We start from the raw sequence: 20842 nt of genomic DNA, 5'->3' as shown, positions 1-20842 counted from the left end.
TCTCGTCCTCGGCCCCGTCCGCTCAGCGGCTCGGCGCCAGCATCCGCCTGAGCACGCCGTCGCGGACGACGAACTGGTGATAGAGCGCCGCCGCGGCGTGGCCGACGATCAGCACGATGAAGGCCGGCTTGCAGAGCTCGTGGATCTCGCCGGCCGCCGGCGTCACGTACCACGCCACGAGGCCGGACACCGGCACGGTGAACAGCAGCACGTAGAACAGCCAGTGCATCCCGTCGGCGAGCCGCGCCTGCAGCGCCGTCGAGCCGGCGGGCGGCGGCGGGGCGCCGTAGCCGAGGCGGGTGACGAGCCGGATCGCCGCGAGCACCAGGATCGCGACGCCGATCCAGATGTGCAGGTCGGCCGAGAGCCCCTGCGCCGCATCCAAAGGCTCGCCGTTGCGGACCGCGCGGAACGCCCCGCCCATGTCCTCGCCGAACACCAGTTGGAACAGCACCAGCGCGGCGATCACCCAGTGCAGCGCGATCTGGATGCCCGTGTAGCCCGTCGGACGCTCGGCTTCGTATTCCATCGAAGGTTCCCTCCACCCCGTCCCTTCCGGCGACATCATGTCGCCGCGGGAGCTTTTCCCGGGATGAGATCAGGTCCGGCCGCCGTCTTCAAGCCTCGCCGTCGCCGGCGTCCCAGGGCCAGCGGCCGGCGCGGGTCACGATCGCGCGACGGGCCGCCTTCAGCGCCTTGTCGAAGCCCTCGGCGTAGGGCTCGGCGAGTTCGGCCTCGAGCGCGACGTAGACCGCGTTCAGCGCCCAGACCTCGGCGTCGTCCTCGACGGTCTCGGCGATGCCGTCGGCGTTCTCGTCGTCGACGACGCGGGCGAGCCACTCGTGCAGCACCAGCGCCTCCTCGCGCGTCAGCGTGACGGTGACCGCGGTGGATGCGGCGGGTTCGGACATGGACGGGGCGGCTCCCTCAGCGGATCGCGACGACGAACAGGCGCGGGAAGCGGAGCAGCACCCGGCCGTCCGCGCGCAGCGGATGGCAGGCCGCGATCCGCGCCCGGTAGTCGGCGAGATACGCCTTGCGCTCGTCCTCGTCGAGGGGGTCGAGATAGGGCCGGAGGCCGGTGCCGCTCACCCACTCGACCACCGCGTCGGGGCCGCCGAGCGGATGGTTGTAGACCGTGTGCCAGATGTCGAGCCGGCGGACCAGCGGCCGCAGCGCGTCGTAATAGGCCGCGACCGGCGGCAGCGGCGGACGGGCGGCGCCGGCGAGCTTCTCCGCGAAGGGCATCGCCGCGGCGGCGTCGCGCATGGCGACGTGGGTCGGCTCGGCGAGGTTGTCGGGCATCTGCACCGCCAGCGCCCCGCCCTCGGCGAGCAGTCCGGCGAGGCGGACCAGCACGGCGAGATGGTCCGGCACCCACTGGAACACCGCGTTGGCGAAGATCACGTCGGGCGGCGCCGCCGGCGTCCAGGTCGCAGCGTCGGCCTCGTCGAAGGCGAGGTCGGGCAGCCTCTGCCGCGCCGCCGCCAGCATCGCCGCCGAACTGTCGATCCCGCTCACCGCCGCGCCCGGCCAGCGCCGGGCGAGGAGTTCGGTCGAGTTGCCCGGCCCGCAGCCGACGTCGACCACCCGGGATGGGGCGGCGTGGGGCACCTGGGCGAGCAGGTCGCGCGCCGGGCGCGTGCGTTCGTCCTCGAAGGCGAGATAGGTGGACGGCGACCAGTCGGACATGGCGAAGCTCCGCGTCGGCCGGCGCCGCCCGCCCCCGGTCGGCCGCGCCGCGAGCCCCGTCGATAGGCCTCGGCGCGGCGGCCCGCAAGCCGCCTCGCCCCCCCCCTTGAACGGACGAAGGGCGCGCCCGACCAGGACGCGCCCTTCCGAAGTCTCGGCGTGACGGCCCGTCCGGCCGGTCACTCCTTCTTCTTGTTCACGACCTTCAGGTCCTTGTCGAGGTCCATGTCGTACTGGCCGTCGGCGCAGAAGACGTCGTCGAGCTCGAAGCCGGCCTCGTCGGCCTCGATGTTCTCCGGCGCGACCTCGCACTGCATGTCCTTGAGCATCGCCTGGATCTTGCCGACGGTGTCCGCGGGGACCTCCTCGGCCATGACGGCGGTCGGCAGCAGCGCGAGCGCGCCGGCGATGAGAGCAGCCTTCAGCATGGATCCCGTTTCCTCCCTCGTTGTCGGGTCGCCCACCCACCCGGTCGTCGCTTCTCGGCGGTACGGAGCCTGCGTCACTGGATCTGCAGGGTGACCTTCTGGGTCTCGCCGTGGGTGCCGGGGATGTGCAGGTCGTAGGAGCCCGGCTTGATGGCGATGAACGACAGCTTGGCGGTGCCGGCGGCGTCGAACTCGAGCGAGTCCACCGCCATCGGCCGCACCTCGATGTCGGAGATGACGATCTCGTTCATCCAGATCGCGCGCAGGAACTCCGGCCCGGTGATCGCCAGTTCCTGCGAGCCGTCGGCGGTGATCTGGATCTCGTAATACGCTCCGGACTGCAGCTTGACCGGCTGCGTGCCCTCGTAGAGCGGCTGGCCCGCCGCCAGCGTCAGCTTGATCGGTTCGCCGCGGTTGCACTTGGCGAGCAGGCCGGCGAAGCCGAGCTTGGCCCCGTCGCAGAGCGGCGCGGCGGTCGCCGTGCCGGCGAAGGCACAGGCGGCGAGCGCCAGCGCGAGCGTCGTCTTCCTCATCTCGTTCCTCCCTGGCTGCCAAACGGTCCGTCCCGCCCCGCGGACGGGACGGTGGCGGCGCGCCTCTTCCGCGCCGCCGGACCGCGGGCCGCGACGGCCCTCCCGGACCCGCCGCGCCCCTCACGTCGACACCGATCGATCCACGGGCGTCGACGCCCGGTCAAATTACGGCTTGGTAAGACTTTGCCAAAGGAGAATTTCACGCCGGTAAGAATTGGGGACTTCTTCCCGGGTATCGCCGCCCCGTCTTCCCGGTCGCCCGGATTGCCGCGGTTTCCCGGCGCGACCGGGAGAAATCGCCCGGCCCTGCGACAAAAAGGCGGGCGGCCCGCCGGACCGCCCGCCCCTGTCCGAAGATCGCCCGCGCCGCAGGTCTCAGCGCGTCAGCGGCTTGTACTTGATCCGGCGCGGGTTGACCGCATCGGCGCCGAGGCGGCGCTTCTTGTCCTCCTCGTAGGCCTCGAAGTTGCCCTCGAACCACTCGACGTGGCTGTCGCCCTCGAAGGCGAGGATGTGGGTGGCGAGGCGGTCGAGGAACATGCGGTCGTGGCTGATGACCACCGCGCAGCCGGCGAAATCCTCCAGCGCGTCCTCGAGGGCGCCGAGCGTCTCGGTGTCGAGGTCGTTGGTGGGCTCGTCGAGCAAGAGGACGTTGGCGCCGCTCTTCAGCATCTTGGCCAGATGCACCCGGTTGCGCTGGCCGCCCGAGAGCGAGCCGACCTTCTGCTGCTGGTCGCCGCCCTTGAAGTTGAAGGCGGAGCAGTAGGCGCGCGAGTTGACGTCCTTCTTGCCGAGCGTGATCACGTCGAGGCCGCCGGAGATCTCCTCCCACACGGTCTTGTTGGGATCGAGCGCGTCGCGGCTCTGGTCGACGTAGCCGAGCTGCACCGTGTCGCCGAGGCGGAAGGAGCCGGCATCGGGCTTCTCCTGGCCGGTGATCATGCGGAACAGCGTGGTCTTGCCGGCGCCGTTCGGGCCGATGATGCCGACGATGCCGCCGGGCGGCAGCTTGAACGACAGGTCGTCGATCAGCAGCCGGTCGCCGTAGCCCTTGGAGAGGTTGTCGACCTCGAGCACCACGTCGCCGAGCCGCGGGCCCGGCGGGATGACGATCTGCGCGGTGCCGACGGTCTGGCGCTCGTCGTTGCGCTTGAGCAGTTCGTCGTAGCTCTTGATGCGCGCCTTGGACTTGGCCTGCCGGGCCTTCGGGCTCGCCGCGATCCACTCGCGCTCGCGCGACAGCGCCCGCTCGCGGGCGGCCTCCTCGCGGCCCTCCTGCTGCAGGCGCTTGGCCTTCTTCTCGAGATAGGCCGAGTAGTTGCCCTCGTAGGGGATGCCGCGGCCGCGGTCGAGTTCCAGGATCCAGCCGGTGACGTTGTCGAGGAAGTAGCGATCGTGGGTGATGATCAGCACCGCGCCCGGGAACTCGCGCAGGTGCTTTTCCAGCCACGCCACCGATTCGGCGTCGAGATGGTTGGTCGGCTCGTCGAGCAGGATCAGGTCGGGCGCCTCGAGCAGCAGCCGGCAGAGCGCGACGCGGCGGCGCTCGCCGCCCGAGAGCTTGGTGACGTCGGCGTCGCCGGGCGGGCAGCGCAGGGCGTCCATCGCCATCTCGACCTTCGAGTCGAGATCCCAGAGGTTCTTGGCGTCGATCTCGTCCTGCAGCTTGGCGGCCTTCTCGGCGTTCTCCTCCGAGTAGTCCATCATCAGCTCGTTGTACTTGTCGATCAGCGCCTTGTCCTTGGCGACGCCGTCCATGACGTTGCCGAGCACGTCCTTGGTCGGATCGAGCTGCGGCTCCTGGGCGAGGTAGCCGACGGTCGCGCCCTTGGCGAGCCAGGCCTCGCCCGTGAACTCCTTGTCCATCCCGGCCATGATGCGGAGCAGCGTCGACTTGCCCGAGCCGTTCGGACCGAGCACGCCGATCTTGGCGTCCGGGTAGAACTGCAGGTGGATGTTGTCGAGCACCTTCTTGCCGCCACCGTAGGACTTGGTGAGGCCGTGCATGTAGTAGATGAATTCGCGCGCCATGGCGTGGATCCGGTCCGATGAAAAGGGGGCTGATCGCGTGGCGCGTGTTCTATCGCGGGGGCGGACGGGAGGGAAGCGGAAAGGCGGCCGGCGGCGGGGTGTCGCCGCGCGGCCCAAACACGTCGAGCCCGCGTCCCCTCGGGCCGCGGGCTCGTCGCACACCATGTCCCGTGCCGCGCCTCAGCCCGCGGCGACCTTGCGGAAGAAGTCGCCGACGCTGGCTTCCAGCGTGCCGGCGTGGCCGGAGAGGGCGTCGGCGAGGGTGGAGACGTCGCCGGCGGCCTTCTGGGTCTCGCCGGCGTCGCGGTGGACCTCGCCGAGGGCGCCCTCGATGTGGGCGCTCGATTCGGCGATGCCCTGGACGTTGGAGGAGATCTCGCGGGTCGCCGCGCCCTGTTCCTCGACCGCGGCGGCGATCGCCGCGCCGATGCGGGCGACCTCGTCGATCGTCTCGGTGATGCCCTGGATCGCGACGACGCTGGCCCGGGTCGCCTCCTGGATCGCCGAGATCTGGCGGGTGATGTCCTCGGTCGCCTTGGAGGTCTGGCCGGCGAGCACCTTGACCTCCTGCGCCACGACCGCGAAGCCCTTGCCGGCCTCGCCGGCGCGGGCGGCCTCGATCGTCGCGTTGAGGGCGAGCAGGTTGGTCTGACCGGCGATGTCGGAGATCAGCTGGATCACCGAAGAGATCCGCTCGGAGGCGTCGGCGAGGCCGGAGATGGTCTCGGAGGTGCGGCGGGCGCCGTCGACCGCGCGGTCGGCGACCGACTGCGAGGCGACCGCCTGCCGGCCGATCTCGCCGATCGAGGCGTAGAGCTCCTCGGTGGCGGCGGCGGTGGCGCCGAGGCCGTCGGCGGCGCGGCGCTGCTGCGTGCGGACCTCCTCGGTACGCACGGTCGCCTTCTCGGACTGGTGGTTGAGCGAGCCGGCGGTGCCGCCGAGGCCGTCGGCGGCGTCGCGGATGGTGCCGAGCAGACCCTTGACCACGCCGTCGAAATCCGTGATCGCCTCCTGGGTGCGCTCCTGGCGCTCGCGCAGGCGCTCGACGTAGGTGTCGCCGTAGACCGAGATCGAGACGTCGAGGTCGACCATCACCGCGGTCTGCACCGCGCGCACCAGCCGGGCGAGCCGGCGGCCGCGCAGGCGGTTGGCCTCGCCGAGCACGGCCACCATCTTGGCGAGCACGTCGTTGTAGCCGGCGATGTACCAGTGCGGCTCGAGGCCGATGCGCAGGTGGGTCAGGCCGATGCGGTTGCCGCTCTCGAAATAGGCGGTGTCGAAGCGGCCCGAGAACAGGCCGGACCAGTGCTTGCGCTGGGCGTCGATCAGGTGCTGGCGCCGGCCGGCGATCAGGGCGGCGAGCTTGGGGATCCGTTCCCAGCGGTCGTAGAAGGTGTCGAGGATGGGGCCGAGCTTCGGTTCGATCAACGTCCAGGCCGTCGCGAGATCCTGGCGCAACGTGTCGTCGATGCCGTAGAGCGCCGCGTGGTCCTGATGCTTTAGTATGGAAGACCCGTCCGACATTTCATCCCACCCCGACCCGGTCCTGAACATTGCTACGATCCTAGGCACCACCCGTAAACGGACCCTGAAGAGATCGCGGAAATTGTATGCTTCACCGCAGTGGTGGCAATAACTTATCGCACCAATACTTAGACTAATGACGCGACCGATCCGGTGCCGGACAGAGGACGTCGACGTACCGCACCGGCCGGCACGAATCGTGACGTCCCCGTCGCCGGCGATCGGCCGGCCGCCGCGGAAACGCGCAAAAAGGCCGCAGACGCGGCAGGTGACAGCATCGGTCTACGACCATAGTCTGACGATCGACACGGGGCGGCCGAGACAGGGGGAGCCCGCCGGGTCCGAAGACGACGAGCCGGACAACGGCGGCGCGGACCTTTGGGCGGGTGACGACGGCCACCCGTGCTTCGAGAGGGAGGACAACATGAATCTCGTGACCGCGCTCGCGGTCGTGATCGGCGTTCTCGGCGCCGTCGCGACCTATCTCTTCCTCGGCCCCGCCGGGGGCCTCGGCCTGCAGATCTGGGCGGCCTTCATCGCCTGGGCGGCCTTCTTCCATTCCGGCGGCGGCGAGGCCGCGCTGAAGACCAACATTCCCGCCCACATCTGGGGTTCGCTGTGCGCCACGGTGGCGCTGATCCTCGTCACCAACGTCGGCATCGGCGAACTGCCGGTCACCGCCGCGGTCTGGGTCGGCGTCACGGTGTTCGTGATGATCGCCGGCGCCCATCTGCCGGTGTTCGCGCAGATCCCGTCGGCGGTCTACGGCTACGCCTCGACGGCCGGCTTCGCGCTGCTCGCCAACAAGCTCGACGCCCTGACGTCGCTGGCGCCGGGCAGCAGCCCGTTCGTGACGATCTCGCTGTCGATGATCATCGGCAGCCTGTTCGGCTACGTCTCCGGCAAGGTCGCCGGCGCGCTCGCCAAGTGAACCGTCCGGCGGCCGGGTCGCACCGCGATCCGGCCGCCCGTTTTTCGGGCCGACCGCCCATCCGGCAGGCAGCGTGGCGCAGGCGGCGCTGGGACGGCACCGTAACGACATCCGCCCGATACGCGCTCTCGTCGACATTTTGTCCGATTTGAACCCGCCGTGCGCCCGACGGCGGCACGTTTTGCATTGCAGCATTGACCGATCGGCATGGATCGAGCGGTTTTCGTGGCCTTCGCTGTGCATGTGCGAAAGCGCATCTCGCACATGCGAAGGACTCACCATGATCGAACTCGTCATGACCGTGTGCCTGCTGACCCAGCCGGGCGATTGCAAGAAGGAGCGGCTGCCCTTCGAGGGCTCGCTGATGACCTGTGCCCGCTCCGGCCAGTTCGCCGTCGCCGAGTGGATCGGCACCCATCCGAAGTGGCAGATCAGCCGTTGGCGCTGCGGCCCGTCGGCTCACGACGCCTGAGCGGGCGCGCCGAACGCCTGGGGCGGCCGTCCCCGCGCGGGCGTGGAGTTCCGCGCGGAAGCCGTCGTTGACGACTCCTCGAGCATGTCGATGACATGTTCGTGTCCGGGCCCTCTTCGCGGTGCACGCGCGCTTGACGGCGGCGGCGGCGTGGCGGATGAGAACGAACGTTCGCTCTCGTTCCGTCCAGGCCCATGCTCGACGCGTCCCCCGCTGCCGTCCCGGTCGACGGCGACCTCGACGAGGCCTCGCCGCAGGAGGCGCGCCGCGCGCGCATCCTCGACGCGGCGCGGACGTGCTTCGCCGAGAGCGGCTTCCACGGCGCCTCGATGCAGCGCATCTGCGCCGAGGCGCGGATGAGCCCGGGCGCGCTCTACCGCTACTTCCCGTCCAAGCACGTCATCGTCGAGGCGATCGCCGAGGACGAGCGCGCCCGCTGCCTCGGCGTGCTCGACCTCGTCCACGGCGACGGCCCGCTGGTCGATCGCCTCGTCGCCGGCGCGCTCGCCTATCTCGATCTGATGCACCGGCCCGGGTCGCGCGCCCTGATGCTGGAGATCTCCGCCGAGAGCCTGCGCAACTCCGCCGTCGGCGACCTGTTCGGCCGCAACGAGGCGGTCGTGCGCGCCGCGCTCGCCGCCGTCGTCGCCGCCGGGATCGAGACCGGCGAGATCGCGCCCGACGTCGACGTGGCCCGGACCCTGCAAGTGATGTTCGCCGTCACCGACGGTCTCGTGCTGCGCATGGGCCTCGAGCCCGACCTGACCACCGAGGCCGTCGAACCCCATCTCCGCCGGATCGCCGCGGCCCTCCTGCCCGCGCCGACCCGACCCGCAACGCCGTGACCCGACCCGCGCCGCCGCCGCGCGCCACCCGCCCGAACGAGACCGACCGCATGCCGCCGATGTCCCGCCCGTCCCTCCTCCTCCTCGCTGCGCTCGCCGCGCCCGTCGCCATCGGCGCACCGGCGCGCGCCGAGGAACCGGCCGCCACGGCGGCGCCCGCCAAGCCGCCGGTGGTGAGCGTCGTCGCCGCCGCCGACGGCGAGGTGGTCTCGACCGTCATCGTCACCGGCACGCTGATCGCCCGCGAGGAGATCCAGGTCGCCGCCGACGTCGACGGCCTGCGCATCGAGGAGATCCTCGCCGACGAGGGCGACACCGTCGCCGCCGGCGCCGTGCTCGCCCGCCTCGCCACCGACCGGATCGACATCTCGCTCGCCGAGAACGGCTCGCAGCTCGCCTCCGCCGACGCCGCGATCGCGCAGGCGCGCAGCCAGATCGCCGAGGCGAAGGCGAGCGCGGTCCAGGCCGCCGCCGCCCTCGAGCGCACCCGCACCCTCACCGACAAGGGCGTCGCCTCGCGCGACACCCTCGACCAGCGCGTCGCCACCGCCGATGCCGCGAACGCCCGCCTCGCCGCCGCCGAGCAGGGCCTCGCCGCCGCCGAGGCGGCCCGAGCCGTCACGGCCGCGCAGCGCCGCACCCTCGAGCTGCAGCGCGACCGCACCGAGGTCCGCACCCCGAAGGGCGGCCTCGTGCTCGCCCGCACGGCGCGGATTGGCGCCGTCGTCTCCGGCCAGTCCGGCGCGCTGTTCCGCCTCGCCGAGAACGGCGAGATCGAGCTCGACGCCGACGTCACCGACGCCGTACTCGCGCGGATGCGGCCCGGCCAGGCCGTCGCGGTGCTGCCGGCTGGCGCCGAGACCGCCGTCGCCGGCACCATCCGCCTCGTCGCGCCCGAGGTGAACGCCACCACGCGGCTCGGCAAGGTCCGGGTGTCGCTGCCGGCTTCGGCGGCGCTCCGGGTCGGCGCCTTCGCGCGCGGCACGGTCGAACTCGCGCGCGTCCGCGGCGTCGTGCTGCCGGCCGGCGCGGTGCTGACGTCCGCCGACACGACGGCGGTGCAGGTGGTGAAGGACGGCAAGGTCGAGACGCGGCCGGTGAAGACCGGGCTTTCGGGTGGCGGTCTCGTCGAGATCGTGTCGGGTCTCGCGGTGGGCGAGGACGTGGTGGCGCGCTCGGGCACCTTCCTGCGCGACGGCGACGCCGTCTCGCCGGTGCGCGGCGCGGGCGAGGGAGCGAAGGGATGAACTGGAACTTCTCCGCCTGGGCGATCCGCAACCCGGTCCCGCCGATCCTGCTGTTCGTCGTCCTGATGGCGATGGGCGTATGGTCGTTCCTCAACCTGCCGATCACCAAGTTCCCGAACATCGACGTCCCCGTCATCGCGGTGACGATCACGGACAGCGGGTCGGCGCCGTCCGAGCTCGAGACGCAGGTGACCAAGAAGGTCGAGGACTCGATCTCCGGCCTCACCGGCGTCAAGCACGTCACCTCGACGATCACCGACGGCGCCTCGACCACGGCGGTCGAGTTCCGCCTCGAGATCGACACCGACCGCGCCCTCAACGACGTCAAGGACGCCATCGCCAAGATCCGCGGCGACCTGCCGCGCACGATCGAGGAGCCGATCGTCGAGCGCATCGACGTCGAGGGTCAGGCGATCATCACCTATGCCGCGGCCTCGCCGGCCAAGACGCCGGAGGAGCTGTCCTGGTTCGTCGACGACGTCGTCATCCGCGAACTCCAGGGCCTCAAGGGCGTCGGCCGCGTCGAGCGCATGGGCGGCGTCAAGCGCGAGATCCAGGTCCGCCTCGATCCCGACCGGCTGATGGCGCTCGGCACCACCGCCGCCGCCGTCAACGAGCAGCTGCGCGCCACCAGCGTCGACCTTTCCGGCGGCAAGGGCGAGCTCGGCGGCCTCGATCAGGCGATCCGCACCCTCGCCGCCGCGAAGTCGCTGCAGGACCTCGCCGACACCCGGATCGCGCTCGGCGACGGCCGGCAGGTCCGGCTGTCGGAACTCGGCACCGTCGAGGACAAGTGGGAGGAGCCGAAGTCCTACGCCCGCCTCGACGGCCGCCCGGTGGTCGCCTTCGCGATCTACCGCGCCAAGGGCGCCAGCGACGCCTCGGTGTCCGACGTGGTGCGCACCCGCGTCCAAGAGCTCGAGGCGCAATATCCCGACGTCGCGATGACCCGCATCGACGACAGCGTGGTCTACACCTACGGCAACTACGAGAGCGCCATGGACACCCTCGTCGAGGGTGCCCTGCTCGCCGTCATCGTGGTGCTCCTGTTCCTGCGCGACGTCCGCGCCACCGCCATCGCCGCCGTGGCGCTGCCGCTGTCGGCGATCCCGACCTTCTGGGCGCTGTCGGCGCTCGGCTTCTCGCTGAACCTCATCAGCCTGCTCGGCATCACCCTCGTCACCGGCATCCTGGTCGACGACGCCATCGTCGAGATCGAGAACATCGTCCGCCACATCCGCAACGGCAAGAAGCCCTACCGGGCCGCGCTGGAGGCGGCCGACGAGATCGGCCTCGCGGTGATCGCGATCTCGGTGACGATCATCGCGATCTTCGCGCCGGTCAGTTTCATGGGCGGCGTCGCCGGTCAGTATTTCAAGCAGTTCGGCCTGACGGTCGCGGTGGCGGTGTTCTTCTCGCTCTTGGTCGCACGCCTGATCACGCCGCTGATGGCGGCCTTCTTCATGCGCTCGCCTTGGCTCGGCGACGGCAGCGACGGCCGCCGGCTCTATCCGGGCTTCGTGCGCTTCTTCGCCCGCAAGCTGACGACGTCGATCCCGATCGCGGCGCTGCTCGTCGCCGCCTTCTGGTGGGGCGCGACCCACGGCTGGTACGTCGGCGAGGGCAAGGTCCGCGCGCTCGCCCGCGACGGCGCGGAATGGCTGCTCGCCGGCGACGTCTCGCGCTGGGCCGCGGTCGCCGGCGCGGTCGCGCTCGCCATCGCCTTCTTCCGCGCCTGGCTCGGCCGGCCGCACCCGGAGGAGCACCACGACGGCCCGGTGATGAAGGTCTACACCGGCCTCCTCAAGCTCACCCTCTGGCACGCCCGCATCCCGGCCGGGCGCCGCGCCGACGGCCACCGGCGCCGGATCCACCTGCCGGTGATGCCGGTGGTGACCATCGTCGGCGGCATCTGGATCTTCATGGTCGCCATGGACGCGACCAAGTACCTGCCGACCGGCTTCATCCCGAACGTCGACGAGTCCCGCATCGTCACCTCGGTCGAGCTGCCGCCCGGCGCGCCGCTCGAGGAGACCACCGCCGTCACCGACCGCATCACCGACGCGCTGCGCAAGCTGCCGGAGGTCAAGTCGGTGTTCGTGATGGGCGGCACCTCGCCGACCGGCACGCTCGAGACGCGCCGCGCCGCCGTCATCGTCAATCTGGTGCCGAAGACCGAGCGCACCCGCACCCAGAAGACGATGCAGCTCGTCATCCAGGACGTGCTGGCGGACATGCCCGACATCCGCACCTACTTCGTCAACGAGCGCGGCGACCGCGAGGCCACCGTCGGCGTGCTCGGCCGCGACGGCGACGCCGTCGCCAAGGCGGCGAGCGACCTCGAGGCGGAGATGCGCCGCGAGCCGATGTTCTCCAACCCGGCCGCCCTCGCCTCTTTCGCCCGGCCCGAGATCCGGATCGCGCCGAAGACCGACGTCGCCGCCGACCTCGGCGTCTCCACCGAGGCGATCTCGCAGACGATCCGCGTCGCCACCATCGGCGACCTCGACGGCAACCTCGCCAAGTTCACCGTGGGCGACCGCCAGATCCCGATCCGGGTCGAGCTCGCCGACGGCGCGCGCGGAGACCTCGCCACCCTGTCGGCGCTGATGGTGCCGACCGCCTCGGGCACCGCCGTGCCGCTGACCGCGGTCGCCGACGTCCGCTTCGGCGACGGCCCGTCGACCATCGAGCGCTACGACCGCGAGCGGCTGGTCAAGGTCGGCACCGACATGGCGCCGGGCTGGACCACCGGCCAGGGCATCGAGAAGATCATGGCGCTGCCGGCGGTGAAGAACCTGCCCGCCGGCGTCCGCCTGCAGGAGACCGGCGACGCCGAGATCCAGGCCGAGGTGTTCTCCGGCTTCGCCGTCGCCATGGCGTCGGGCATCATGATGGTGTTCGTGGTGCTGATCCTGCTGTTCAACAGCGTGTTCCAGCCGCTCACAATCCTCGCCTCGCTGCCGCTCTCGGTCGGCGGCGTGGTGGCGGCGCTGCTGATCACCGACAACGCGCTGTCGATGCCGGTGATCATCGGCATCCTGATGCTGATGGGCATCGTCACAAAGAACGCGATCATGCTGGTCGACTTCGCGGTCGAGCGCGAGCGCCACGGCCTCGACCAGATCGAGGCCATGGTCGACGCCGGCCGCAAGCGCGCCCGGCCGATCGTGATGACCACGATCGCCATGGCCGCCGGCATGCTGCCGGCCGCCTACGGCGTCGGCCAGGGCGGCGAGTTCCGCGCGCCGATGGCGATCGCGGTGATCGGCGGCCTCCTGGTCTCGACCGTGCTGTCGCTGGTGTTCATCCCGTCGGTCTACGTGATCATGGACTACATGAGCCGCTTCGTGGCCTGGCTGTTCCGCCTCGTCGCCCGGCCGAACGTCCGCGACGAGGAGGGCGTCGCGCCGAATCACGACGCGGTCATCCTCGCCGACGCCCCGCCGCACCACGCGGACCCCGACGACGACGAGGAGGCCCCGGCCGCTCCGCCCGCCGCAGAGGTCCGGCAGGCGGAAGCGGAGCCCGCTCCGGCCGCCGCGCCCCCCGCGGCCGCCGCCGTGCCGACCCCGGCCGTCGTGGTGCCGATCGGCCCGCGCCGCGCCGGCGACGAGCGCAGCGACCCGCGCGAGCTGCCGATGGCCGCCGAATGATCCCGCGTCCGGGCCACCGCGAGACGGCGGCCCGGATGATCCCTGACAGAACCCGACCCCGTCGCGCCCTCCCGGGTCGGCGGGGTTTCCGTTTCCGGGCGACGGAAGTCGCGCTGGACACCGGGGCGCCCGGTCGGCAAATCTCCGGTCGAGGACGGGCGGGAAACGCCCGCGGGAGACCCCTTCGATGGCAAGCACGATCTACGACGTCGATCTCGACAAGAACCCGGCCAACTTCCAGCAGCTGACCCCGCTCGCCTTCCTGGAGCGCGCCGCCGACGTCTTCCCCGACCGCGTCGCCATCGTGCACGGCAACGCCCGCGAGACCTATGCCGAGCTGCGCGCCCGTTCGCACCGGCTCGGCTCGGCGCTCGCCGCCCGCGGCATCGGCCGCGGCGACACCGTCGCCGTCATGCTCGCCAACACCCCCGCGATGATCGAGGCGCACTACGGCGTGCCGATGTGCGGGGCGGTGCTCAACACGCTCAACACCCGCCTCGACGCCGCCACCCTCGCCTTCATCCTCGACCACGGCGAGGCGAAGGTGCTGATCACCGACCGCGAGTTCTCCAAGGTGATGGCCGACGCCCTCGCCCTTTCCCGCGTCCGTCCGCTGGTGATCGACTACGACGATCCCGAATTCCCTCAGACCGGCGACAGCCTCGGCACCCTCGACTACGAGGCCCTGATCGCCGAGGGCGACGAGGCCTACACGTCCGAGTTCCCGCTCGACGAGTGGGACGCGATCAGCCTGAACTACACTTCCGGCACCACCTCGAACCCGAAGGGCGTCGTCTACCACCACCGCGGCGCCTACCTGCTCGCGATGGGCAACGTGCTGACCTCGGGCATGCAGAACGGCGCGGTCTATCTCTGGACCCTGCCGATGTTCCACTGCAACGGCTGGTGCTTCCCATGGTCGGTGTCGGTGGTGGCCGGCACCCACGTCTGCCTGCGCCAGGTCCGCGCCGCGCCGATCTACGACGCCATCGCAGACCACGGCGTCACCCACATGTCCGGCGCGCCGATCGTGATGTCGATCATCCTCAACGCCAAGGAGAGCGAGAAGCGGCCGGTCGAGCGGGCGATCACCTTCTTCACCGCCGCCGCGCCGCCGCCGGAGGCGGTGCTCGCCGCCATGAAGGCCGCCGGCTTCGCCGTCACCCACCTCTACGGCCTGACCGAGACCTACGGCCCGGCCGTGGTCAACGAGTGGCAGGCCGACTGGGACGCGCTCGGCGCCGCCGAATGGGCGGCCAAGAAGGCGCGCCAGGGCGTGCGCTACACCGTGCTCGCCGGCCTCGACGTCATCGATCCCGAGACGATGCAGCCGGTCCCGCGCGACGGCGCCACCATCGGCGAGGTGATGTTCCGCGGCAACGTGGTGATGCGCGGCTATCTCAAGAACCCCAAGGCGACCGCCGAGGCCTTCGCCGGAGGCTGGTTCCACTCGGGCGACCTCGGCGTCATGCACCCCGACGGCTACGTCCAGCTCAAGGACCGTTCCAAGGACATCATCATCTCCGGCGGCGAGAACATCTCCTCGATCGAGGTCGAGGACGTGCTCTACAAGCACCCCGCCGTCGCCAACGCCGCCGTGGTCGCCAAGCCCGACGAGAAGTGGGGCGAGACGCCCTGCGCCTTCGTCGAACTGCGCCCCGGCGCGGAAGCGACCGCCGAGGAGCTGATCGCGTGGTGCCGCCAGCACCTCGCCCACTACAAGGCGCCGCGCCACGTCGTCTTCTCGGAGCTGCCGCGCACCTCGACCGGCAAGATCCAGAAGTTCCGCCTGCGCGACCAGTTCAAGGGCTGACGCCGAGCTCGGGAGACGAGAGCCATGACGGGTGACGACGCCCTCGTGCTGGCGAGCGCCGCCGACGGCGTCGCCACGCTGACGCTGAACCGGCCCGACAAGGCCAACGTGCTGTCGGCGGCGATGATGGACGCCCTCGAGGACGCCCTGCTCGCCGCCGACGCCGATCCCGACGTGCGGGTGATCGTGCTCGCCGCCCGCGGCCGGATCTTCTGTGCCGGCCACGACCTCGCCGAGATGCGCGCCCACGACGACGAGGCCCGCTACGCCGCCCTGTTCGCGCGCTGCTCGCGGATGATGGCGACGGTGCGCCGGGTCAAGCCGGTGATCGCCCGCGTCCAGGGCGCCGCCGTCGCCGCCGGCTGCCAGCTGGTCGCGACCGCCGACCTCGCCTATGCGGTCGAGGGTGCGAAATTCGGCGTCAACGGCATCGACCTCGGGCTGTTCTGCTCGACCCCGTCGGTGGCGCTGTCGCGGGCGGTGGCGCCGAAGCGGGCGCTCGAACTGCTCCTGACCGGCCGGCTGATCCCGGCGACCCGGGCCGCCGAGATCGGCCTCGTCAACGCCGCCGTCCCGGCCGATCGGCTCGACGCCGTCGTCGCCGAGGCCGCGGCCGCGATCGCCGCCAAGCTCCCCGCCGCGATCGGCCTCGGCAAGGACCTGTTCTACCGCCAGCTGGAATGCGACCTCGACGAGGCTTACGCCCTCGCCGGCGAGCGCATGGCCGCCAACCTCGGCGATCCCGACACCAAGGTGCTGATCGACGCCTTCGTCGCCAAGCGGTGAGACCTTTTCAGCGCGTCTTCTCGATCTCTACGATCTCGAAGCTGGTCCCGCCGATCGGCGCCGGGAACTCCAGGCGATAATGCCCGTCGCCGATCCGGGTGAAGCGGCCGACGCGGTCGCGCTCGGGATCGCGGCCGTAGGCGACCGCCGCGTCGCCGGAGACAGAGGCGGTACCCCAGAACACCCGCCAGTCCTCGTCGGTGGTGCCGAGATGGCCGTCGAACATCTGCGACCCCGTCGTCTTGACGAGATGGGGACCCGCATATTGGTTGTCGATCGCGCACTTGAACCAGCCGTAGACCACCAGCGGCAGGCCCTCGTCCATCTGGATCGAGCGGCAGCGGTAGCGCCCGACCAGTTCGAGGTCGCCGGGCACGCCCCGGGCCGGACCGAGCACCGCTTCCAGCACCTCGAGGTCCGCCGCCTCGCCGCCGGCCCGCGCCCCCGCCAGGGCGGCGGCGCGCATCCGCTCGAAGGCGTCGAGACGGGCGACGTCGCGGTCGGTCAGGCGATGTTCACCGGTGCGGTAGGTGGTCGCCGCGGCCGGTGCGGCCCCGAGGAGAAGCACGAGGGTCGCCGTCGCGAGGCGGAGGGTCGGGGGTGGGGACAAGGTGGCGGGCTCCGGATGTCGGCCTCCGAGCATCGCCGCCGGCCGCCGCGGCCGCAAGGTAGAAGCAGTCGGGCCACCCCTCGTCCGTGGCCGGTAGTCGGACGGTTTACACTTCGTTGGCCCTTGGTTGTCAGGATCGACCGGTCCCCCGTCCCGCGTAACCGGACCCGCCGTCGATGCTCGCCGCCCTTCGCCGCACGATCCTCGTCCTCGCCGCGGTCGCCGGCGTCGCGGCGGCCCTGCCAGCGGCGGCCGACGACGGCCTCGCGCTCCGCGGCAGCCTCGACGGTCCGTCCGCTTCCGCGGGTGCTCCGGGGGCCGAGCCCGGTCCCCCAGCTCCCGTCGCCATCCCGTCCGAAGCGGCGCCGACGACCGCTCCGCCCCCCGTCGCCGCCCCCACCGCCACGGCGAAACCGGCGCCGGCGCCGGACGCGGCCTATGCGCTCGCGCTGCCCGGTTTTCTCGGCCTGCCGCCGTTGAAGCTGCGCACGATCCTGATCGCGCTGCACCTCGTCGGATTCGCGATCGGCCTCGGCGGCGTCACCATGCTGGACTTCTGGATCCTGCGCTGGATGCGCGGCTGGCCGGTGACCGCCGACATCGTCCGCACATTCCAGTTCGTCTCGAAGGCGATCGGCGTCGCCCTCGCGGTGTTGTGGGCGAGCGGCATCGGTTTCGTCGCGCTCTACCAGGTCGCGATGCCGGATCTTCTCGTCAATCCCAAGCTCTGGGCCAAGACGGTGATCGTCGTCGTCCTGACGGCCAACGGCATCTTCGTGCACCGGCACGTCCTGCCGGTGCTGATCTCCGACATCGGCGGCCCGTTGTTCCAGGACTACCCGCCGCGTCGCCGCTCGATGCTGTTCGCGGCCGGCGCGCTCTCCGGCGTCTCCTGGTACGCCGCCTTCGCCCTCGGCACCTTCCGCGAACTCAACGGCGCGGTGCCGGCGGCGCGGCTGCTGGCGCTCTGGTTCGCCGCGGTGCTCTTCGCCTGGGCGGCGGCGGAACTCGCCTGGCGCTGGCGCGCCGCCCGCCGCGCCCGGACGGAATCCGCCCCGACACGGCCGGCCCCGGCACCCGTGGTCCGGGCGCCGAAGCCGGACGGTTCAGCCGCGCTGCTGCTCCGGATGCAGCGTCTTGCCCAGGATGTGCATGTCGTGCCCGATGACGTGGGCGGTGTTGCCGACGATCAGCGGGTCCGGCCCGACGACGACCGCGGGGTCCTTGTTCGGGTAGGGTAGCGTCGACAGGAAGTGCTGCATGCAGTTCAGCCGGCCGCGCTTCTTGTCGTCGGACTTGATGATCACCCAGGGTGCGTCGGCTGTGTCGGTGTAGAAGAACATCGCCTCCTTGGCCTCGGTGTACTCGTCCCACTTGTCGAGCGAGGCGAGGTCGATCGGCGACAGCTTCCACTGCTTCAGCGGGTCGACCTGACGGGCCTTGAAGCGGCGCGCCTGCTCGGCCTGGGTCACCGAGAACCAGTATTTGTAGAGACGGATCCCGGAGCGGACCAGCATCTGCTCGAGCGTCGGGCACTGCCGCATGAATTCGAGATAGTCGGTCGGCGAGCAGAAGCCCATCACCCGCTCGACACCGGCGCGATTGTACCAGGAGCGGTCGAAGAACACGATCTCGCCGCCCGACGGCAGATGCTCGACGTAACGCTGGAAATACCACTGGGTCCGCTCGCGGTCGGTCGGCTTTTCGAGTGCCACGATCCGCGCCCCGCGCGGGTTGAGGTGCTCCATGAAGCGCTTGATCGTGCCGCCCTTGCCGGCGGCATCGCGGCCCTCGAACAGCACCACGATGCGCTCGCCGGTCTGGCGCACCCAGTTCTGCACCTTCAGGAGCTCGACCTGGAGCTTCATCATCTCCTTGATGTAGACGCCCTCGGTCAGGCGGTCGGCATAGGGGTAGACGCCGGTCTCGAAGGCGCGCCGCACCACCTCCGGGTCGGCCTTGACCCGCTCGATCGCCTCGCGGCGCTCGGTCCTCATGCCCTTGCGCGTCGCCGGCGGCTCTTCGCTCGGCGGCGCCGGCGGGGTCGCCAGGGCGGCGGCCGCGCCCATGATCGAGCGCGCCCCGTCCGCGGCGACGGCACCGGCCGCCGCGGCGGCCCCGGTCTCGACGGCTTCGCGATCCTGCATCGTCTGGCTCTCCTCCGGCCTCGGGCCGCCTCGTTTCGGTACGACCGGAGTGTCGCGCCGACGCTGAGCCGGCGCATTGATCCAGAACAATAACGACGTGAATCAATCCTCGTTCCCGGCGTCCGGTCGAGCGGCTCTCTTCAGCGATACTTGCAGCCGTAGACGCACTTGCCGCAGGTCTTGGAGGGGTTTGTCTTGCTCTTATCCGGCCCCGTGCAGATGCGCTTGCTCTTGGTCACCATGACCGGCATGCGTTCGACGACTTGGCCGCGGGCGTTGGTGATGACCACCTCGGTCTCGAACAGCGGCTTCGTCCAGGCCCGGAACTTGTCGTCGTCCATCTCGGCGCCGGACGTCGCACTGACGTTGTAGCCGTGGATGTACTCGTCCTTCAGGTCGACCGGCGCCAGGAAATTCTGTCCCAGCAGCCTGACCTTGTAGTTGGTCGGCAGGAACGGGTACATGTAGGCCGTGAAATCATTGGTGGACTGGCAGTCGAGGGTCGTCGACTTGTGCCACTCATCGAAAGCCGTATTGAACGAATAGTACTCGTAGTCCCGGCAGTAGACGTCGCCTTCCTGCTTGCCGTCTTCATCCGGCGCATCCAGCTGATAGGTCTTGATCTTGCTCGGCACGAAGGTGACGAAGCGCCCGTCCCAGGCGACCTTGCCGTCGACGCGCGGAATCCGGCCGTGGTAGAGGCGGTAGTTGCTGTCGTGGTCCGGATCGAAATAGAGGTCGACGTTGGGTGCGCCGAGCAGCCCCCGGCCGTTGACCTGCCGCCCGAGCAGGTGCGCACCGGTCACCAGCGGCGCGGAAAACGACGTGCCACTACCCTCGGCCACCGCGAAGCCGCCCTTGGCCATGTCGGAGTCGACCACCGGATAGCCCTGGCTGACCGCGTAATAGCCGGACCAGTTGGTGATGTCGGTCGGCTTGTAAGCGGTATCGAGTTCCCCGACGCCGTGGACGCTCGAGTTGCAGGCCGGCCATCCCTGCTCGGTCTTCGACCACAGCCCCTCGTTGCCGGCCGCCGCGACGGTCGCGACGCCGTAGGACTGCATGGCGTAGGCCTGATCGTCGCCGTCCTGGTAGACGTCGAGATCGCAGGGGACCGAGGCGCTGACGTTGACCGCGGCGATCGGGTAATTCGCGATCCGGCCGGTCGGCGCCACCACTTCCGGGAACAGTGTCTCGTAGGCCCTGAGGATGTCGTCGTAGGCGACGATCATCATGTTCGTCCGCGTGTCGAAGCGCGCGGCGTTGACGGCGACGATCTTGGCCGCCGGCGCGACGCCCTGCACGACCATTCCGCCCGACGACGTCTTCGCCCCGACGATCACCGAGGCGACGGCGGTGCCGTGGTCGCAGCCGAGAGCCCGGCAGGTCTGCGCCCCCGCCTTGAGGCCACGGGCGCCGTAGCGGATGCCGATCGGGCACGTCCCCTTCAGGCCGAGGCGGGCGTCGTTGCGGGAGAAGCAGAAGCCGTCGATCACCGCGGTCTTCATCTGCCGTAGCGTCATGTCGATGCCGCTGTCGATGATCGCGACGGAGCGGCCGGCGCCGTTGAGCTTGGCCTTCTTCATCTCGTCGATGCCGAGGGTGGCGAAGGCGAGCTTCTGCACCGCGCCGGCGTCCGCCCCGGCCGCCGCCCCGCGCAGCACGGCCTCGAGCGGCGCGGTCGGCACGCGGTGCACCCGGCGGACGTCCGGATGGGCGAGCAGGCGGCGGATCTCCTCCGTGGACAGCGTCGCCGAGAAGGTCTCCTGGCGGTCGAACATCAGGAGGCCGGCGTCGGCTGCGGCACGTTCGACGCTGCCGAACAGCGCCTCGACCACGCCGACCCGGCGCGCGAGCGCCACCCGGCGCGCGTCGTGGTCGACACCACCGAGCACCGCCCGCCCGGCCGCCGTGCGGACCATCACCCTGTGATAGGAAACGTCCGCGTCCTCGAAACGGGCCGCGTCCGCCGCCGACATCCGGCCATCCGCCACCGCCGTCGCGAAGGCGACGTCGGCCGCCAGGGCCGCCGGTGCCGCGCACAGGATGGCCGCGACGACGAGCCAAGCCGACAGAACGAACGCCCGCATCGTCACTCCCCCCGATGTCGTTTCGGACCATGGCCCG

General features: G+C 70.8%; 17 protein-coding genes. 7 read left to right on the top strand and 10 right to left on the bottom strand.

Annotated elements, in window-relative coordinates:
- Positions 1-22: 22 nt before the first annotated feature.
- From EDD54_RS19750 to EDD54_RS19720, 7 genes are all read right to left on the bottom strand, one after another.
- A complete protein-coding gene (locus tag EDD54_RS19750) occupies positions 23-529 on the bottom strand; it encodes a cytochrome b (RefSeq protein WP_126538878.1) in 507 nt (168 codons plus the stop codon).
- An 88-nt stretch (positions 530-617) separates the two neighbouring features.
- On the bottom strand, positions 618-911 hold the full coding sequence (locus tag EDD54_RS19745) for a hypothetical protein (RefSeq protein WP_126538879.1): 294 nt from the start codon (positions 909-911) through the stop codon (positions 618-620).
- Positions 912-927: 16 nt separating this feature from the next.
- Entirely contained in the window at positions 928-1692 is a 765-nt protein-coding gene (gene tam / locus EDD54_RS19740; protein WP_126538881.1) for a trans-aconitate 2-methyltransferase, read from the bottom strand.
- A 179-nt stretch (positions 1693-1871) separates the two neighbouring features.
- Positions 1872-2120, bottom strand: coding sequence for a PepSY domain-containing protein (locus tag EDD54_RS19735; protein ID WP_126538882.1), 249 nt, complete (start codon positions 2118-2120; stop codon positions 1872-1874).
- 74 nt (positions 2121-2194) lie between these two features.
- A complete protein-coding gene (locus EDD54_RS19730) occupies positions 2195-2653 on the bottom strand; it encodes a cupredoxin domain-containing protein (RefSeq protein WP_126538884.1) in 459 nt (152 codons plus the stop codon).
- A 375-nt stretch (positions 2654-3028) separates the two neighbouring features.
- The gene (gene ettA / locus EDD54_RS19725; protein WP_126538885.1) at positions 3029-4684 is read right to left on the bottom strand and encodes an energy-dependent translational throttle protein EttA; all 1656 of its coding nucleotides are present in this window, start codon (positions 4682-4684) and stop codon (positions 3029-3031) included.
- Between the two features lie 180 nt (positions 4685-4864).
- Complete coding sequence (locus tag EDD54_RS19720; RefSeq protein ID WP_165644571.1) at positions 4865-6208, bottom strand: globin-coupled sensor protein; 1344 nt, start codon at positions 6206-6208, stop codon at positions 4865-4867.
- Between the two features lie 424 nt (positions 6209-6632).
- Here EDD54_RS19720 and EDD54_RS19715 point away from each other — a divergent pair, with 424 nt between their 5' ends.
- From EDD54_RS19715 to EDD54_RS19685, 7 genes are all read left to right on the top strand, one after another.
- Positions 6633-7139, top strand: coding sequence for a DUF1097 domain-containing protein (locus EDD54_RS19715; protein WP_126538889.1), 507 nt, complete (start codon positions 6633-6635; stop codon positions 7137-7139).
- A 280-nt stretch (positions 7140-7419) separates the two neighbouring features.
- Positions 7420-7611 carry a hypothetical protein gene (locus EDD54_RS19710; RefSeq protein ID WP_126538891.1) on the top strand — a complete coding sequence of 64 codons (192 nt, stop codon included), beginning with the start codon at positions 7420-7422 and terminating at the stop codon, positions 7609-7611.
- 194 nt (positions 7612-7805) lie between these two features.
- Positions 7806-8456 carry a TetR/AcrR family transcriptional regulator gene (locus EDD54_RS19705; protein WP_126538893.1) on the top strand — a complete coding sequence of 217 codons (651 nt, stop codon included), beginning with the start codon at positions 7806-7808 and terminating at the stop codon, positions 8454-8456.
- A gap of 50 nt (positions 8457-8506) precedes the next feature.
- On the top strand, positions 8507-9703 hold the full coding sequence (locus EDD54_RS19700) for an efflux RND transporter periplasmic adaptor subunit (protein ID WP_126538895.1): 1197 nt from the start codon (positions 8507-8509) through the stop codon (positions 9701-9703).
- Positions 9700-13359 carry an efflux RND transporter permease subunit gene (locus EDD54_RS19695; RefSeq protein ID WP_208112240.1) on the top strand — a complete coding sequence of 1220 codons (3660 nt, stop codon included), beginning with the start codon at positions 9700-9702 and terminating at the stop codon, positions 13357-13359. Before EDD54_RS19700 ends, EDD54_RS19695 begins: the two co-directional genes overlap by 4 nt.
- A 187-nt stretch (positions 13360-13546) precedes the next feature.
- Entirely contained in the window at positions 13547-15172 is a 1626-nt protein-coding gene (locus EDD54_RS19690; RefSeq protein WP_126538897.1) for an acyl-CoA synthetase, read from the top strand.
- A 24-nt stretch (positions 15173-15196) separates the two neighbouring features.
- A complete protein-coding gene (locus EDD54_RS19685) occupies positions 15197-15958 on the top strand; it encodes an enoyl-CoA hydratase (protein ID WP_126538899.1) in 762 nt (253 codons plus the stop codon).
- A gap of 7 nt (positions 15959-15965) precedes the next feature.
- On the opposite strand, the gene EDD54_RS19680 is transcribed toward EDD54_RS19685, so the two are convergent.
- The 3 genes from EDD54_RS19680 to EDD54_RS19670 all read right to left on the bottom strand — a co-directional run bounded on the left by EDD54_RS19680 (position 15966) and on the right by EDD54_RS19670 (position 20805).
- Positions 15966-16568, bottom strand: coding sequence for a DUF4893 domain-containing protein (locus EDD54_RS19680; protein ID WP_165644791.1), 603 nt, complete (start codon positions 16566-16568; stop codon positions 15966-15968).
- A 1106-nt stretch (positions 16569-17674) separates the two neighbouring features.
- Entirely contained in the window at positions 17675-18715 is a 1041-nt protein-coding gene (ppk2, locus tag EDD54_RS19675) for a polyphosphate kinase 2 (RefSeq protein WP_208112238.1), read from the bottom strand.
- A gap of 140 nt (positions 18716-18855) precedes the next feature.
- On the bottom strand, positions 18856-20805 hold the full coding sequence (locus EDD54_RS19670; protein ID WP_126538903.1) for a S8 family peptidase: 1950 nt from the start codon (positions 20803-20805) through the stop codon (positions 18856-18858).
- Positions 20806-20842: the final 37 nt, after the last annotated feature.

The sequence above is a fragment of the Oharaeibacter diazotrophicus genome, assembly GCF_004362745.1.
Classification (GTDB): domain Bacteria; phylum Pseudomonadota; class Alphaproteobacteria; order Rhizobiales; family Pleomorphomonadaceae; genus Oharaeibacter; species Oharaeibacter diazotrophicus.
The sequence above is the reverse complement of the archived record's forward strand: the minus strand, read 5'-3'. Positions and strand labels throughout refer to the sequence as shown.